Raw genomic sequence first — 17767 nt, 5'->3', positions numbered from 1 at the left:
AAAAGTGATTATTTCAATGAATAAAAAAAGTATACTTATATGCCCAAATGATTAAAACGATTTGCAAAGGCAATCGGAGTAATAAAATCCATTTTGGAATGCCTAAACTAGCATCCATATTTGAATACATAAATAAATTTGCGGGAAAAACAGCAACCAATACCATGATTATCCCTAAAGCAGCATATCCGCTGAACATTGGAATGCACAAAAGAACGCCAAAAATTATTTCAGTTAAACCGCTAATTTTGTTTAGTAATTTGGGATTCGGAAAATAGGTAGGAATGATTTTAATATAAATGTGTGGTACTCTGAAATGGTTTATACCCGCCAAAATATAAAGCGAGGCCATTACATACAAATGCCAGGGTAAATTCATATTGCAGCTTTTAATTAGAAATGAATGCTAATTTTAGCTAATTTATGTATTAATATTTTAAGTTTTAATGTTTCTGTTGAAAAATATCAATTTTAGCGGGCTGTATTTTTCTTGAAATTGATATTCATAATTATAATCGCCAAAATAATCAGGACAATTCCAAGCCATTGGGTAAAAACAACTTTTTCATTTAAAATAATGAAAGCCATGGTTACGGAAACGGGTAATTCCAGCGACGCTACAATACTTCCCAACCCAATTCCGGTATGCGGAAAGCCAGCATTCATTAACATCGGAGGGATTATGGTTCCGAAAATAGCCAGAAGAATTCCCCATTTATAGAAAATATCAAAATTAAAAGGGGTGTTTTGCGTTGCTATCGCAAAGATAAATACCACCACGGCACCCCCTAAAAGCATGTATAAACTGCGTTGTGCCGAAGAAATTTCGATTGCCACACGGCTGGAAGCAAACATCGTTGTGGTAAAGGAAGCTGCAGCCAGCAGTCCTAAAACTATCCCACGCCAATCCAATTCCGTTTCATTTTGAATCAGGTTTGTTGCTAAAACGGTTCCGACCAGAACTATAAAAACCGCAATAATTTTAATATTTGAAGGTCTTTTTTTCTCCAGTATCATTTCCAGTAAAACACCCATCCAAACGGTTTGCATTAACAATACAATCCCAATTGAAACCGGAATATAAATAACCGCTAAATAATAAAATATACTGGTTAATCCTGTTGAAGTACCCGCAAGCATTAGTTGCTTAATATTGTTTGCGGAAGCTTTAACTACTGCTGTTCCTTTCTTTGCTTTTTGAAAAGCATTGATTAAAAGGATTGCTAAAATTCCTAAAATAAACTGAGAGGTAATTACTTCAGCCGGAGTAAATGGTTTTCCTGAAATTCCGATGTCGCTATAGGCCAATTTCACAAAAGTGGCCAGCATTCCATAGCTTGTTGCACCTAATCCTACTAAGACAACTCCTTTTAACACTCTATTTCCAAACATTTTTTCAATTTTAAAAAGCCGGCAAAGATAGGATTTAGTTGTGAGTTATGAACGGTGACTTATAATTTTTTCGGAAAAGACAGTTCAAAGCTTTATTTTGCATTCCAATTTAAATGTAATCCAATTTTGTTTTGTTTTATAGACGGGTAGCTCCACTCCTGCAATTGATTTCATGTTGTGACTCGTGAAAAATTAAAGGTATTTTCTTCCTTTTTTTGAAACTTTAACCGCTTTTATATTTCCTCTTTTAATTTTGAGGACCACTTTGGGTTCCAGATGGTTTTGTACTACCAAATTTGATGAATGTCTTCTTGGTGCATATACTTTTCTGGCTGCCATCACATGATGGGTTGGCGTTTTGTGATAATAAATTTGATGTGGTGCAGATTGGGTAACAAATATAGCGTGACGAAAAGGTTTCCAAGGTTTCCAGCCTTTTGGATAAAGTTCCCATTGATACGGGGAAACCCAAACAGTATAATCAGGATCATAGATGAAACGAACGCATGGCCATAACCAAACATTTACCAAAATTCTTTCGAGCAAAATTTCAGGAACATTTGGACCGCCTTTCGATTTGTCTATAATTTCCTTAATGTCAAATGGTTCAACAATGGTATTAGCGGCATACAACTGCTTATCGCCCTCAATCTGAAGAATCGCTTCAGCGACACCAATTTTTTCTATGCCAACTGTTGCAATGTCTTGTTTTTCTTTTTCATTTAAATAAGTGCTTAAAACAATAACATGGGTATTTTTTTTATGAATATCCAAAACGGTAATATAATCGATCTTGTTGTCGTTATTAAGGTCAAGATTGTTGACGTTATTGTCTTTTTGATTAAGCAATTTTTCGAATTCTTCCAAAGATTTCGATTTTTTGAACATTGCCAAAGCGCCTTCTAAACTAAAGTTTTCTCCAATAAATTCCGGTTTATCACTTTTTTGTCCAAAAACTGAAGTTATTCCAAGAATAACAAGCAGTACAGCAGTTATTTTTTTCATAATCTTTGAAGTTATGGTTAAGATTTTATGAAAAGACTTGGTTCAATAAAGATACAAAAAAACCCGCAAACGTTAGCTTGCAGGTTTGTCTTAATTCTATAATTAACGTTTATTTTATCATTTCAAAACTTCTCTTTACAAAAGCGGTTAATTCTTCGCCTTTTAATAGGTTTTGCGATAATTTCGCCAGGTCTAACGCTTGTTTTACCAAACTTTCCTGTGCTGATTTATCTTTTGTGTTCAAAATGCTTGTTGCTAATTCAGAATTTGTGTTCACCACTAAATTATACATTTCAGGCATGTTGCCCATTCCAAACATTCCGCCACCACCAGACTGACTCATTTCTTTCATTCTTCGCATGAATTCCGGTTGCGTGATGATAAAAGGTGCCGCCTGACTGTCCATGGCTTCCAGTTGAACTGAGTATTTTTGTTTTGGCACTAAAGTTTCTAAAACCGTTTTCAAATTTTCTTGCTCTTCGTCAGATAATTTTGAAATCGTTTCTTCTTCTTTTTTGATTAAATTATCAATATGATCCGAATCGACTCTGACGAAAGTCACGTTTTGATTATCACCTTCTAATTTTTGAATTAAATGCGAAATAATCGGAGAGTCCAATAATAATACTTCATATCCTTTGTCTTTCGCAATTTCAATATAACTGTGTTGCGCGTCTTTGTTAGAAGCATACAACACTACTAATTTTCCGCTCTTATCGGTTTGATTTGCAGCTAAAGTTTCTTTTAATTCTTCTAAAGTGAAGTATTTGTCGTCTACCGTTGGGTATAATACAAATGCACCTGCTTTTTCATAGAATTTGTCTTCCGAAAGCATTCCGTATTCCAAAACGATTTTGATATCATTCCATTTTTTCTCAAAATCCTCGCGGTTTTCTGTGAACAATGATTTCAGTTTATCGGCCACTTTACGGGTAATGTAATTCGAAATTTTCTTCACCGCTGCATCTGCCTGTAAACCGGAACGGGAGACATTCAAAGGAATATCCGGTGAATCAATCACTCCTTTTAACATGGTCAAAAATTCCGGAACAATTCCTTCTACATTATCGGTTACATAAACCTGATTTTGGTATAATTGAATTTTGTCTTTCTGAATCTGTAAATCAGAACCTAATTTTGGAAAATATAAAATACCAGTCAGGTTGAACGGGTAATCTACATTTAAATGAATATGGAATAATGGATCTTCAAATTGCATTGGATACAACTCACGGTAGAAATTTTTATAATCCTCTTCCGACAATTCCGTTGGTTGTTTGGTCCAAGCCGGATTTGGGTTGTTGATGATGTTGTCTACTTCTACTTCTGTAAAAATTTCGTCTTTGTTTTCAGATTCAACAAATTCGCCCTTTTTTTGTTCAATTTTTTCAGTTCTAGTTCCGAATTTAATTGGAATAGGCATAAACTTGTTATACTTACTCAATAATTCCTTGATTTTATATTCTTCCAAAAATTCTAATGAATCCTCAGCGATATGCAAAATTATTTCGGTTCCGCGAGTGGTTTTGTCCGAAGGCTCCAAAGTGAATTCAGGACTTCCGTCACAGATCCAGTGTGCAGCAGGTTCGTCTTTATATGATTTGGTGATAATTTCCACCTTTGAAGCCACCATGAAAGCAGAATAAAAACCCAATCCAAAATGACCGATAATTCCGGAATCTTTGGCAGAATCTTTGTATTTTTCTAAAAACTCTTCGGCACCTGAAAAAGCGACCTGATTGATGTATTTTTCCACTTCATCGGCAGTCATTCCCAATCCCTGATCGATTATGTGAAGTTTCTTGCCATCTTTATCGATTTTCACTTCAATAATTGGGTTGCCATATTCTACTTTGGCTTCACCAATACTTGTCAGATGCTTTAATTTTAGTGTTGCATCCGTCCCATTCGAAATCAATTCACGCAAAAAGATTTCGTGATCGCTGTATAAGAATTTCTTGATTAAAGGGAAGATATTTTCTACCGAAACATTAATTTTTCCAGTTGTCATATTTTGAATTTTAAGGTTTTACATTAGACTAAATAGGCTTTCAAATAGAATACCAAATAATGGGTAAATGACAAATTGTCGTAAGTGAGAATTTTGCAACAAAAAAAAGTAATTTTACAACAATTTAGATTTCATTGCATTGTATATTTGTGTATTATAAATCTAAAATGCATCATACGATGAGAAAAATAATTTTATTAAGCACATTAGCAATTTTGCTTTTTGCATGTAAATCAAAATCGGTAACAGAAACAAGCTTAGACAGACAAGCACAGGTTGGCATGAAAGGCAACTGGGTAATCAGTTCTGTTACATATCCAGGTTCAGAATATATCAAAGTAAATTCTTTTCAACTTGCAGATTCAAAATGTTTTGAAGGAAGTACCTGGAAGTTCATTTCAAACAACAACAAAGGTGAAATGGCTTTGACAAAAGTAGGATGTCCTGCATTTAGTTCGCCAATTACCTGGTTTGTAAACAGAGAAAGCCAGTTTGTATTGAAAGTGCTTAACGCTGGTGAAAAAGCAAAAAAAGTAAGAGACGGATACATACTTAAGGTAGCAAACCAATCAGAATCTTCTTTCCAATTGATTGATAAAATTGATGTAGGAGGAACAATGACTAATGTGGTTTATCAATTTCAAAAAGTTAACTAATTAAAAATATAGATATGAAAAAGATTACAATAGCTGCATTGGCTTTAATTATGACAATGGGTTCCGTTTTTACAAGTTGTGAAGCGGTAAAAAATACGAATAAAACACAAAGAGGTGCTGCAATAGGTGCTGTTGGTGGAGCAGTAATAGGAGGAATTCTTGGAAACAACCTTGGAAAAGGCGGGAATGGTGCTTTAGGTGCTGTTTTAGGCGGTGTTGTAGGTGGAGTTGCCGGTGGCGTTATCGGAAACAAAATGGACAAACAAGCCAGAGAAATCGACAATGCGCTTCCAGGAGCTGATGTGGTTCGTGCAGGAGAAGGTATCAAATTGGTTTTGAATGAAAATGCAGTACGATTCAATACTGACAAATCAACTTTGACTACTACAGCAAAAGCAAATTTAGATAAGTTGGTTCCTGTTTTCAAAGAATATCCAGATACCAATATCATGATTTATGGTTATACTGATATCACAGGTACACCGGAACATAATTTAAAACTTTCTGGTGAAAGAGCCGCTTCGGTTAGAAAATATTTAATAAGCAAAGGATTAGTTTCAAGCCGTTTCAGTGTAACTGGTTTAGGTATTGCTGACCCAATTGCATCAAATGAAACTGTTGATGGAAGAAGCCAAAACCGTCGTGTTGAGTTTGCTATTACTGCAAATGAGAAAATGATTGAAGAAGCTAAAAAAGAATCAGGAAACTAGAAATCCATTGATTTTGAACATACTAAAAACCGTCGTAATCCGACGGTTTTTTTGTACATAAAATTTAATTTTCAACGAATTAATTTGCTGAAGAAACTATCTTTGCAAACTCAAATTTTCATTTCAGACCAATGCTTCAAGTTCAAAATATCTCATTCGGTTATACCGAAAAAGCCGTTATCCAGAATATCAATTTCACTGTAAATAAAGGACAGAATATCGCTGTAATTGGCGAAAGCGGCTGCGGAAAAAGTACGCTTTTAAAGTTGATTTATGGCTTGTATGATTTAGATGAAGGACATGTTTTTTGGAACGAAACTGAAGTTTTAGGTCCGAAGTTCCATTTGGTTCCCGGAATGCCGTTTATCAAATATTTGTCGCAGGATTTCGATTTGATGCCTTACATAACCGTAGAAGAAAATGTGGGTAAGTTTCTGTCTAATACCAATCCCGAGCTGAAAAAACAGCGTACTCAGGAATTATTGGAAATTGTAGAAATGACCGAATATGCGAATGTTAAAGCGAAGTTTCTAAGCGGAGGTCAACAGCAACGTGTCGCTTTAGCACGTGTTTTGGCTTTAGAACCTGAGATTTTATTGCTTGACGAACCGTTTAGCCATATTGATAATTTCAGAAAAAACGCCCTCCGCCGAAATTTGTTTGCCTATTTAAAATCCAAAGAAATCACTGTTATGGTTGCGACCCATGACAGTGCCGATGCGCTGTCCTTTGCCGATGAAACTTTGGTTTTATACGATGGAAAATTGATGCAAAAATCACCTTCTTCTAATTTATATAACAATCCGTTAAATAAATATGTCGCTTCCCTTTTTGGAGAAGTGAATGAACTGCAATTGTCACAACTGACTTTTACAGAAGGGGAAGACGAAACCATTTTGTTGTATCCGCATCAACTCAAAGTAGTAGATAATGGTTTGCTCCAAGTGGTGGTTAAGCAATCCTATTTTAAAGGAAGTCATTATCTGATCAAGGCAGTTTTTGACCGCAGGGTGATTTTCTTCGAACATGATTCGGAATTGGATCTGAATCAGGAAGTAACTTTGATGATCGCCTAAAATAAAAAACCCCGAAATATATAAATTCGGGGTTTTTCGTTATTATCTGGTATCTGATTAATTTTTCAGATATTTCTCCAAGAACTGGTCTTGTTCCCAAAGCAAATGCAGAATATTTTCTTTAGCTGCATAGCCGTGGCTTTCTTTTGGTAAAATTACCATTCTTGCAGGTGCGCCCAATCCTTTCAAGGCTTGGAAATAACGTTCAGTTTGCAATGTAAAAGTCCCCGGATTATTATCGGCTTCTCCGTGAACTAACAATAAAGGCGTCTTCATTTTGTCGGCATTCATAAAAGGAGACATCGTGTTGTAAACTCCAGGAGTTTCCCAATAGTTGCGTTGTTCGCTTTGAAATCCAAAAGGAGTCAGGGTTCTGTTATATGCCCCGCTTCGTGCAATTCCACAGGCAAAAAGGTTGGAGTGTGTCAATAAATTGGCGGTCATAAACGCACCGTACGAATGTCCGCCAACAGCCACTTTTTTTCTGTTGATGTAACCCAAAGCATCTACCGCATTAATTGCTGCTTCTGCATTGTCGACCAATTGCGTGATGAAATTGTCATTAGGTTCCGTAGTTCCTTCCCCGATAATCGGAAACGAAGCATCGTCTAAAACTACGTAGCCTTTGGTTACCCAATATACGAATGAACCATAATTTGGAAACGTAAATTCATTTGGGTTTTGGCTGCTTTGTCCCGCAGAATTCTTGTCTTTGTATTCCGCCGGATAAGCCCAAATTAATAAAGGCAGTTTTTCTTTTTTCACTTTATCATAACCCGCCGGTAAATACAAAGTTCCGGATAATTCGACTCCGTCTTTTCGCTTGTATTTAATCACTTCTTTACTCACATTTTTGATGCTTTCAAAAGGATTTTTGAAGGTCGTAATCGGCGTCAGTTTGTTTTTTTGTCTGATGTTTCTAAAGAAGTAGTTTGGATAATCATTTTTAGATTGGATTTGTACCAAAACCTCTCCTTTTTTGAAATCTTCTATCGATAATAAATCCTCTTTTTTATCCTTGTAGGTTGAAGTATAAATACGAGTGGTTTTCAACGTTTTTAAACTGAATTCATCTATAAAAGGAAATTGTCCGTCTTTCGTAAAACCGTCACCCATTAAATAGGCCTTGTCATTTTCTATGGCCAAAACGCGTTTCCCATATTGATTTTTGATGGTTTCAAAATTTCCCGGATCCGCATAAATATCTTGTGAATTCCTATCTGAAATTACTCTTGGCGCTTCATTTGGATTGGATGGATTTATTAAATAGGTTTTGGTATTTCGAGTATCATACCAGTCATCTGAAGCAATGGCAACATTGTCATTTCCCCAAATAATTCCTCCGTAACGTTGTTGTGTTTTCAATAAAGAAGTTGGCTCTGCAGAAAATGGTGCATTCCAAAGAAAAACTTCGTCTCTGAAAGCCACTTTATTCGCTTGGTTTCCTTCGTCAAGAGCTACAACATATGCTAACGTTGCCGGTTTGTCTGTTCTCCAGCCCATGCTTCTTTTTCCTTTTCTTACCGATGAAAATCCTTTTGGCATAATTTCGTTCAATGGCACTTCATTGACTACTTTAATTTCGGTTCCATTTGAATCGTAAACGGTTGTTTTTTGAGGAAAACGACTCAAAGGAACTATATAGGAAAATGGTTTTTCGATGGTGGTCAGCATCAGAAAATTACCATCAGGAGAAAAACTTTCACCCGCATAACGATTGGCATTTTTGAATAAAGTTGCGGTTCCGTTGATGTTCACTTTATATAACTCTGAAGTGATGATATTTTCAAAATTGGTTTCGTCGGTTTTGTTTTTCAACAAATCCTGATAGGTTCTGTTTTGTGATTTTGAACCATCGGCATTCGAAATAATCGGACCTAAAGGCAAATCTTTTTTAGCATCCAATAAAGCAGGTCTGTTTTTTGGCAACATTTTCACTAAAATAGTAGTGTTGTCATTGAACCAGCTGAACGGGTTTCCAAGATTGGCGTTTACGGTTGCTTCTGTCAATTTTGTGGCTTTTGCCGAAACGATATCTAAAACCCAAAGTTCTACTCCGGAATTGGTAGTGTGAGAAAACAGGATTTTCTTCTCGTTTGGCGACCATGACAAATTACTGATACGTGGATTTACTGGTAAGCCAGCCACTTGTACTTCGTTTTTGTCTTTTATTTTTCGTAATTTGATGTTGTTGATATAGGTAACGGTGCTCGAAATATTCGTAATCGGATTGATTCGTAAACCACCCAAACGCAATTCTTCCTGATTTAAATCGTCCAGGGTTTTATAAGTATTTCGGTAGGTCAAAAGCATGTACTCTTTTTTGGTATCCATAGACACCGAAGGCGCTCTTTCGTAATCAGCCAAATCCGAAATTGATTTGGACGGTTTTTGATACGTTAGGTTTTCTTGTGCAAAAGTGGTTAAACCCAGGCATAGAAATAGGAGTGTGGTAACTTTTAATTTCATAGTTTGAACTAATTTAAATTAATGAAAGGATGATTGTTATGATAGGTCTAAAGTAGTTCAATCTTGTTACATCTGAAAATAAATATTTCTTTTAAACGATTAGCCTAGCCCAGATTACTTCACCGAATTTTTATTTTATTTGGAGTTCAGTGAATTTCATTTGTAACGGATAGCTGGAAACAGCTCCTGAAATTTATAAATGTCGAATTGCTAAAAAATCGCAAGATTGCATTGTATATTTTTTAGTATGCTTAAATTTACATTCTTATTTTTAATAAAATAACAATATATGTATCATTCAAAAATAACAGGATTGGGCTATTATGTTCCTGATAATGTGGTCACCAACGAGGATTTATCGAAAATTATTGACACGAGCGACGAGTGGATTCAGGAGCGAACTGGAATTAAAGAAAGAAGGCACATTATCCGCGGAGAAGATACCACGACAACGATGGGCGTGAAAGCCGCCACAATTGCAATTGAGCGTTCAGGTGTTGCGAGGGAAGATATTGATTTTGTGGTTTTTGCCACTTTGAGTCCGGATTTTTATTTTCCGGGACCCGGGGTTTTGGTGCAGCGTGATTTGGGTTTGAGAACCGTTGGTGCTTTAGATGTTCGAAATCAATGTTCTGGCTTTATTTATGCTTTGTCAGTTGCCGATCAATACATAAAAACCGGAATGTATAAAAATATTCTGGTGATTGGTTCCGAAGTACAGTCAACCGGACTGGATATGACCAATCGCGGACGCGGGGTTTCGGTGATTTTTGGTGATGGAGCGGGAGCAGCCGTTTTGAGCAGGGAAGAAGATTTGACCAAAGGAATTCTTTCTACACATTTGCATGCAGAGGGAGAACATGCCGAAGAACTCATTGTAAAAGCACCAGGAATGGGCGGACGCTGGGTTACTGATATTTTGGCAGATTATGATGAATATGACGAAAGTTATTTTCCGCATATGAATGGACAATTTGTATTCAAGAATGCTGTGGTTCGTTTTGCTGAAGTTATTAATGAAGGCTTGGAAGCCAATAATTTAAAGACATCTGATATTGATATGCTGATTCCGCATCAGGCAAATTTGAGAATTTCGCAATTCATCCAAAAGAAATTCAATTTGACCGATGATCAGGTTTTTAATAATATTCAAAAATTCGGCAATACGACAGCGGCCTCTATTCCGATTGCACTGACAGAAGCTTGGGAACAAGGTAAAATTAAAGAAGGAGATACGGTGGTTTTGGCTGCTTTTGGTAGTGGATTTACTTGGGGAAGTGCCATTATTAAGTGGTAAAAACATCCTTTATTAGTGCTAAATAGAAACTTTTTTATATCAAAAAACCCGGAGTTGGCATACTCCGGGTTTTTCTTTTTGCAACCAATTATTAAAACTATTTTTTTAGAACATTCCGCCACCGCCTTGTTTGGTGTTGTCTTCTCTTTGTTTGCGTTGTAATGCTTTGTTTTTTCCAGCACCGAATCTATAGTTTAGGCTAACAAAAATAGATTGGCTTTCCCATTTGAATTGTCCGTTTTGCGGATAAGGATGCTCCCCTTCAAAACCAAATTTCATCGTATCGAATATATCATTGGCTCTGATGCTCAAAGTTGCTTTATTTTTTAGGAAACTGTAACGGGCACCTGCGTCAATTTTATACATATCCTTACTGGCGAATTGTAATCCGTCAACACCACCTCGGAAAAACCCAAATAAAAGGAAACTTAATTTTTTTGTTGCTTTGAAGTTGTTGTTGATTCTTCCGTTAAAAGCATTAGCGGTTACTTTTTTATTGACCAAATCAAATTCATTGGTGTCTGTATTTAGCACAGAAATCAATCCTTGCTGTTTGATACTGGAGAAATCAATGGCCGGCTGAATATCCCACCAAGAGTTGATTTTATAATTTGTCGATATTTCAAAACCAAAAGCGGTGTTGTTATCAAAATTATCAAAACTCATGATTTGATTTCCCGGACTGTCTGGATTTGGATATAAAACCCTATTGATTTCATTATTGATGATTCTATAAAAAACACCGGTTGTCAAAGATCCTTTTTCGAATGTACGGGTAAAGTTCAGTTCCATCGAATTGGTAAATTGCGGATCCAATTGCGGATTTCCGATCGAAATTAATCTTGGGGTACTGAATTCTCTAATTGGAGAGGTTTGCTCAAGACTTGGCCTGTCTACACGACGGCTGTAACTCAATTGAAAATTATTTTTTTCGCTTAAAGCGTAAGTAAAATATGCTGATGGATAAAGGGTTATATAATCATCTTTATAGGCCGAAGCGCCATTTAAAATTGCATTTACTTTATAACTTTCGAATCTTGAACCCAATTGGTAACTGAATTTTTTAAATTTTTGTCCAAAAGTAACGTAAGCCGAATAAATATCTAAATCATAAGTATAATTAGCATCAGTTGTATTAGTTCCGTTGGTTTTATAATCATTATCAGTTCTTACAATACGTGATTCTGCACCTAATTCTAAAGTTGATTTTTCGTTTAATGGATTTACGTAATCTAAATTCAAAGTAGTATTTGATCGGTTTGTGATGCTATTATCCTGATATGGATCCAAAGTCGTGTTTCCGGATGGATTAAAAAAAGCATCTTGCGTATCTTCAAATTCACTGTAATTGGTCTCGAAATCTAAAGTGTGACCTTCTTTTTTGAATAAGTGTTTGTAAGCCAGATTGTAAGCTCCATTGGTGTTGTCATTCATATACTTATCATTTGAAGCAAAATTATTTGATGAATTTGCAAACTCATTTGTAGTATTTACGAAACCGTCTCCGGAAAAATAGTTTTGATTGGTATAGGCTGAAATCGTATTGTGATCATTGATATAATAATCCATTCCGATTTTAAACAAATGGGTTTTATTGGTGTTTTTCATATCGAAAAGCTGACTAGAATTGTCATCTTCGCGGCTTACAAATCCTTCATTTAATTGATCACCAAAATTATTACCGTAAGTTCCAAAAAAGTTGACTTTCCCAGAACGGTAATTCATGTCAATGGAGCTGTTGAATTTTGGAGTTTTGGCAAAAGTAGCTCCGGAATTGATACTTGCATTAAAACCATCATTTGCATTTTTATGCAATACAATATTGATAATTCCAGACATTCCTTCCGGATTGTATTTCGCTGATGGATTGGTAATCAACTCAATTTTTTTGATAGAAGTCGATGGAATCTGTTTTAATAATTGTGCGGCATCCATATTAGTTGGTCTTCCGTCAACAAGAATTCTTACGTTTTCGTTACCGCGCAATGATATTTTTCCGTCCTGGTCAACATTTACCGAAGGGATATTGCCCATAATATCCGAGGCTGTTGCTCCGGCAGTCGTTAAATCTTTACCCACATTGATTACTTTCCGGTCAATTTTTTGCTCAACAGTAGATCTTTCGCTTACAATTTCCACACCATCCAGTTGAATGGCATCTTCTTCTAAAAAAATAGTGTTTAAATTGACATTTTTATTATCTGTTGTTAAGGAAACCGTTTTTGTTATGGTTTTGTAACCCATAAACTGTATTTCAACAGTATAGTTTTTTAAAGTCAAATTTTTGATTAAAAAAGTTCCTTTGTCCGAAGTAATATCGCCCGTAATTACTTTGTTATCTTCTTTTATAACGATATTTACATAAGAAAGCGGTTCGCTGGTTTTCTTGTCCACAACCTTTCCGGAAATACTTCCGGGATTTTCCAGAAGTGCTGGTTTGACCGAATTTTGCGCTTGCATCGAAAAGACAGTTCCGAATAAGCAGAGTAAAATTAATTTGAAATTCATGAGTGATTTTATTTGATTGAAAATTTGATTGATGGTGCAAATGTATTTCTTTATTTCGTTAGCTTGTATTGCATAGTACTATTTTAAATAAATTTTAACATTTTTAACAAGTCACAACTATTAAAAGTTACCCAATAGACTATAGAATGCGTAAAATGTTACAGCTATTTTTGAAAAAAAAATGTAATTATTATTTTAAAGAAGCAAATGCCATAATATGAGGTTTAAATTATCTTGTTTTCCAATTTTCAAATTGCGGCAATATGACTATCTTTGCCCCCTTAAAATCACATAAAATGACATTATCTCAGATTCTTACGCCTTCTATTGAAAAAGCTGTCCAGGCTTTATTTGACATTGCCATTGACAAAGTTGAATTTCAAGCGACCCGCAAGGAATTTGAAGGTGATATCACGATGGTCATTTTTCCGTTATTGAAAGTGATTAAAAGCAGTCCGGTAGAATTAGGAAACAAAATCGGTACCTATTTGGTAGAAAACACGGCTGAGGTAGATAGCTTTAATGTTGTTTCCGGATTTTTAAACATTGTTATTTCAGATCAATATTATTTGAATTTTTTCAATGAAATCAAAGACGAAGCAAAATTTGGTTTCGTTACGCCAAATCCCGAAGACAAAGCGGTAATGGTAGAATATTCTTCACCAAATACCAACAAACCGTTGCATTTGGGTCACGTGCGTAATAATCTTTTAGGTTATTCCGTTGCCGAAATCATCAAAGCATCCGGTAAAAAAGTATACAAAACCCAAATCATCAACGATAGAGGAATTCATATCTGTAAGTCGATGTTGGCCTGGCAGAAATTCGGAAATGGAACAACTCCAGCAAGTACGGGTTTAAAAGGAGACAAATTGGTTGGAAATTATTACGTGGCATTTGATAAAGCCTACAAAGAAGAAATCGCCCAATTAATGAGCGAAGGAAAAACCGAAGACGAAGCCAAAAAACAAGCGCCAATTATAATAGAAGCCCAAGAAATGCTTTTGAAGTGGGAAGCTGGGGATGCAGAAGTAATCGAACTCTGGAAAACCATGAACCAGTGGGTTTATGATGGTTTTGGAGTCACTTATAAAAATCTTGGCGTTGATTTCGATTGTTATTATTATGAAAGCAATACCTATTTATTAGGAAAAGATGTGGTTCAAATCGGTTTGGAGAAAGGGATTTTCGAAAAAGATCCGGATGGTTCCGTTTGGATCGATTTAACCGAGGATGGTTTAGACCGAAAAATCGTATTGCGTTCTGATGGAACAGCCGTTTATATGACACAGGATATTGGAACCGCCATTCAGCGTGTCAAAGATTATCCGGATGTGGGCGGAATGGTTTACACGGTTGGAAATGAGCAAGATTATCATTTCAAAGTATTGTTCCTGATCTTGAAAAAATTGGGTTTCGAATGGTCTAAAAACCTATTCCATTTGTCTTACGGAATGGTCGATTTGCCTTCCGGAAAAATGAAAAGCCGCGAAGGAACCGTAGTCGATGCCGATGATTTAATGAATGAAATGACCGAAACGGCCCAGAAAATTGCTGAAGATTTAGGAAAATTGGAAGGGTATTCCGGCGAAGAAAAAACAAAACTCTACAACACCATTGGTATGGGTGCGTTGAAATATTATATTTTAAAAGTGGATCCCAAAAAACGAATCCTTTTCAACCCGGAAGAATCAGTAGATTTTGCAGGAAATACGGGGCCTTTTATCCAATATACGTATGCAAGAATCCAATCGATTTTGCGTAAAGCGAATTTTGATTATACTGCAAAAACAGAAATGACAGAATTACACGAAAAAGAAAAAGAATTGCTAAAACAATTGGAAGTCTATCCGGAAGTAATTCAAAACGCGGCGCACAATCACAGCCCGGCATTGATTGCAAATTACACCTATGATTTGGTTAGAGAATACAACTCATTCTATCAAAGCGTATTTATTTTAGGGGAAGAAAATGTAACGAAGAAAATATTCAGAGTGCAATTGTCTAAAAAAGTAGCAGAAACAATCGCATCAGCATTTCAATTATTAGGAATTCACGTCCCGGAAAGAATGTAGTTTGAAGAGATTAAGTGGCTTCCTATCGACTTAATGTCTTTTTAAGAAATTATTTAAATTAAAATATTTAAATTTGTTTAACACTGATTAACAACAATTTAATATTTTATATTATGAAAAATATTTCGTTTTATTCCGTTTTAGTAATTTTTTTATTATTGAGTACTGTTTCCTCCTGTGATTCGGACAATAATTCTTCTTCATCACAACCTGTGGTAGATGTAACGCCAATAGTTAATGCAATGATGCAAGGCACTTGGCGGGTCACCTTTTATGAAGATCATACCCAGAATGAGACCGATCATTTTACCGGATATAATTTTACTTTTGGCAGTGGAAATGTTTTAACTGCAACCAATGGGACTATTACTAATACAGGAACCTGGAGCGTTACCAATAATATTAGTAACGATGATAGTCCTGATGATAAAGTCGATTTTAATATTTACTTTGCATCTCCTCCATTTTTTGAGGATATCACTGATGATTGGGATATTATTTCCAGAACAGCTACTAAAATTGAACTCGTAGATGTTAGTGGCGGAAGCGAAAATACAGATTATCTCACATTTGAAAAAAATTAGATAGAAATATTTTAATAAAAAAACCAGTCTATTATAGACTGGTTTTTTTATTAAAATATTCAGTATGGCTTCAAAATAAAATTCTAAAATCGATACATCAATAAATTATAAATAGCATTGTGTCGCATTTTAATTCTCAGATATCAGAATTCCTTAAAAAATGGGATTGTTTTAAAAACTCACTTTTAAACTTAAATTAGGGGTTCGCTCCAAAGAATAATTATTGACACTTTCGATTGAATTATTGGTAGTGCTAATTCGATAATAACGATTTAGAACATTTTTTTTGTTTAAAACGTTCAAAACAGAAATCCCCATTTGAAGTTTTGTTTTTGAATTCAAATTCCAATTATGCGATACTGAAAAATTGAGTTGAAAATAATCGTCCAAGCGTTCATTATTTGGTTTGTTATAGTTAATTTTTGGGTTAGTGGGATTGTCTAAATTAACTTCGTCATTCAAAGGCGTTGTGATAGGTTTGCCAGAAAGCCATTTGCTGCCCAGGGCTATTTTTAGGTTGTGCCATTCATAAATCCCTGCCCAAGTGACAGTATGTTCAATTTCAAAATTATTAGGGAATCTCTCAGTTTGATACTCTTTGAATGCATATTTATTATCGTTAAAATTATAACTCATCCAAGTGTAAAAATGATTGAAATTTTTCTGAATTAAAAATTCGGATCCTAAAACCGTATAATCTCCATTTGTTTTCAGGAACTCTAATTGATTTTGAAAAGCTTGACTACTGCTGGTAATTCCGGTTACTTTTTTGTAAAAATTATCTAAAGTAATGAGCCAATTTTTGTTTGTATAAGTAAAACCAAATGATACCTGCTGGCTTTTTTGAATAGGAACAGTTCCATCATTGGCCAGAGTCCAACGTCTTTTTTCAACCCCTAAAAAATCTTGCTGTAAATCAATGATTTGCGAAGCATTCTGGCTTTTTATTTCGGCTAATATTTCGGCTTTCAAAGTATTTGTGAGCGCATAATTGAACTGAATTCTTGGTTCAACGATAAATTTATTGAATTTTTCAAGATAATTTATTCGAATTCCGGTTTTTAAAAAAGTCTTGTTTTCTTTCGAATGATATTGCGTTTCCAAAATTAAAGCATGGCTTCGAAGCACTTCTTTAATTTTCCTGTAAAAAGAGGGCGTATTGATTTTATCGGTATTCAAAATACCAATTTCATTAAACTGATAGCCATTATTAAAACTAAAAACGGAGTTTATTTCATGCTGATTTTCTAATCTAAAACCAGTGTCCAAAACACTATTTTGCTGGTCTGTAACCTGGTTGCTCTCAATAGACTGATTGTTTGAATCTAAATTGTAATATGAACCGTAAAAAATTAATTGACTCGAATTACGGTTGTCCCAATTGGTTTTCCAATTAAGATTTCCACCGTAATTTTGCTGACTTAGATTGCTGCTTTTAGAAATTGGAATGGTCTCTATTATCGTGTTTTGGGAAAATTTTAGTCGATTATTAATACCAATAAAATCAATGATTATTTCGTTTTTTGTTCCGATTTTTTTTTGATACTGTGCCGTGAAATCATAAAAATAAAAGTCTTCATCTGAATTGTAATCAACTACTTGATTGTCATTCAAATTGGTCACAATTGTGTTCTGAAAAATTTTAGTATAGTATTTTTTGTAAGTTGGAGATGAGACAAAATCAGTAAAAGAACGTCTTGCAGAAATTTCAAATGAGCCTGTCGAAGAAGTTTTTACTTTGGTATAAAATTCCATACTAATCATATTAGCGCCAATGCTTGTGTTTGAATCTTTGATTTCTTTGGTATGAGAAGAAATATCAACAACACTCGAAACACTTTCTCCATAAAAAGCTGAACTTCCATTTTTATAAATTTTGATCGTATGCGCCAGAGAAGGATTAAAAGCAGATATCAACCCGAAAAAGTGTCCAGTTTGAAACATCCTGATTCCATTCCAAAGAAATAAATTTTGATCGTGAGTC

Annotated in this window: 13 protein-coding genes; 6 read left to right on the top strand and 7 right to left on the bottom strand. The window is 35.0% G+C overall.

From position 1 onward, the window contains the following. Positions 1-13: 13 nt before the first annotated feature. The 4 genes from VI621_RS04705 to htpG all read right to left on the bottom strand — a co-directional run bounded on the left by VI621_RS04705 (position 14) and on the right by htpG (position 4408). Positions 14-379: a DoxX family protein gene (locus tag VI621_RS04705; protein ID WP_324217226.1), complete on the bottom strand. Its 366-nt coding sequence runs from the start codon at positions 377-379 to the stop codon at positions 14-16. A 92-nt stretch (positions 380-471) separates the two neighbouring features. Continuing rightward, a complete protein-coding gene (locus tag VI621_RS04700; protein ID WP_324217225.1) occupies positions 472-1392 on the bottom strand; it encodes a DMT family transporter in 921 nt (306 codons plus the stop codon). Positions 1393-1584: 192 nt separating this feature from the next. Beyond that, entirely contained in the window at positions 1585-2397 is an 813-nt protein-coding gene (locus VI621_RS04695) for a hypothetical protein (RefSeq protein ID WP_324217224.1), read from the bottom strand. A 109-nt stretch (positions 2398-2506) separates the two neighbouring features. Beyond that, entirely contained in the window at positions 2507-4408 is a 1902-nt protein-coding gene (gene htpG, locus VI621_RS04690; protein WP_324217223.1) for a molecular chaperone HtpG, read from the bottom strand. Between the two features lie 179 nt (positions 4409-4587). Here htpG and VI621_RS04685 point away from each other — a divergent pair, with 179 nt between their 5' ends. The 3 genes from VI621_RS04685 (at position 4588) to VI621_RS04675 (ending at position 6850) form a co-directional block, all read left to right on the top strand. Beyond that, positions 4588-5064 carry a hypothetical protein gene (locus tag VI621_RS04685; protein ID WP_324217222.1) on the top strand — a complete coding sequence of 159 codons (477 nt, stop codon included), beginning with the start codon at positions 4588-4590 and terminating at the stop codon, positions 5062-5064. A gap of 14 nt (positions 5065-5078) precedes the next feature. Continuing rightward, positions 5079-5774 (top strand): OmpA family protein, encoded by a 696-nt coding sequence (locus tag VI621_RS04680; RefSeq protein WP_324217221.1) that lies wholly within the window; start codon positions 5079-5081, stop codon positions 5772-5774. A 131-nt stretch (positions 5775-5905) separates the two neighbouring features. Then, positions 5906-6850 (top strand): ABC transporter ATP-binding protein, encoded by a 945-nt coding sequence (locus VI621_RS04675; RefSeq protein ID WP_324217220.1) that lies wholly within the window; start codon positions 5906-5908, stop codon positions 6848-6850. Between the two features lie 57 nt (positions 6851-6907). On the opposite strand, the gene VI621_RS04670 is transcribed toward VI621_RS04675, so the two are convergent. After that, positions 6908-9319, bottom strand: coding sequence for a S9 family peptidase (locus VI621_RS04670; RefSeq protein WP_324217219.1), 2412 nt, complete (start codon positions 9317-9319; stop codon positions 6908-6910). 289 nt (positions 9320-9608) lie between these two features. Here VI621_RS04670 and VI621_RS04665 point away from each other — a divergent pair, with 289 nt between their 5' ends. After that, positions 9609-10616 (top strand): beta-ketoacyl-ACP synthase III, encoded by a 1008-nt coding sequence (locus VI621_RS04665; RefSeq protein WP_324217218.1) that lies wholly within the window; start codon positions 9609-9611, stop codon positions 10614-10616. A gap of 105 nt (positions 10617-10721) precedes the next feature. Here the strand turns inward: VI621_RS04665 and VI621_RS04660 are convergent, their stop codons facing one another. Then, the gene (locus tag VI621_RS04660; RefSeq protein WP_324217217.1) at positions 10722-13124 is read right to left on the bottom strand and encodes a TonB-dependent receptor domain-containing protein; all 2403 of its coding nucleotides are present in this window, start codon (positions 13122-13124) and stop codon (positions 10722-10724) included. A 296-nt stretch (positions 13125-13420) separates the two neighbouring features. On the opposite strand from VI621_RS04660, the gene argS reads away from it, so the two are divergent. Both argS and VI621_RS04650 read left to right on the top strand, forming a co-directional pair. Then, complete coding sequence (argS, locus tag VI621_RS04655; protein WP_324217216.1) at positions 13421-15199, top strand: arginine--tRNA ligase; 1779 nt, start codon at positions 13421-13423, stop codon at positions 15197-15199. Between the two features lie 113 nt (positions 15200-15312). Further along, entirely contained in the window at positions 15313-15783 is a 471-nt protein-coding gene (locus VI621_RS04650; RefSeq protein ID WP_324217215.1) for a hypothetical protein, read from the top strand. Between the two features lie 171 nt (positions 15784-15954). Here VI621_RS04650 and VI621_RS04645 read toward each other — a convergent pair. Then, positions 15955-17767 (bottom strand): TonB-dependent receptor (locus VI621_RS04645; RefSeq protein ID WP_324217214.1); only part of this gene is annotated, 1813 nt, incomplete at its 5' end.

Origin of the sequence: Flavobacterium sp. (assembly GCF_035292545.1) — a bacterium.
Classification (GTDB): domain Bacteria; phylum Bacteroidota; class Bacteroidia; order Flavobacteriales; family Flavobacteriaceae; genus Flavobacterium.
The sequence above is the reverse complement of the archived record's forward strand: the minus strand, read 5'-3'. Positions and strand labels throughout refer to the sequence as shown.